Annotated in this window: 1 protein-coding gene; it reads right to left on the minus strand. The window is 53.8% G+C overall.

What is annotated here, in order from left to right; translation table 11 throughout:
- Window positions 1–239: hypothetical protein (locus FNJ47_RS50800; protein WP_206685432.1), on the minus strand; the 239-nt coding region annotated here is incomplete at its 3' end.
- Window positions 240–249 lie beyond the last annotated feature (10 nt).

Below are 249 nucleotides of genomic sequence, written 5' to 3' on the forward strand. Positions count from 1 at the left end.
CAGGCCTGCGCGCGCAGGTGCCACTTTGCAGACCTCAGACGCGATCTCTTCGATAACTGAGCGCCACCTAGAGAGAGGTATTTTGACGCTCTGACTGCTCTCGACCTTGCTTGCAGCTGCTGTTGCTTCGTAGGAGGGGTCTTCTTGCTCGGTATGGCTTGTCTGCGGTCGTTGAATGTCTCGATCACAAAGGAATAGGCGTCATTGATGAAGATCGCATTGCTGGTAGCGCTCGCCATTATTATTCCG

Origin of the sequence: Bradyrhizobium uaiense, from assembly GCF_010811875.1 — a bacterium.
GTDB classification, from domain to species: Bacteria; Pseudomonadota; Alphaproteobacteria; order Rhizobiales; family Xanthobacteraceae; genus Bradyrhizobium; species Bradyrhizobium uaiense.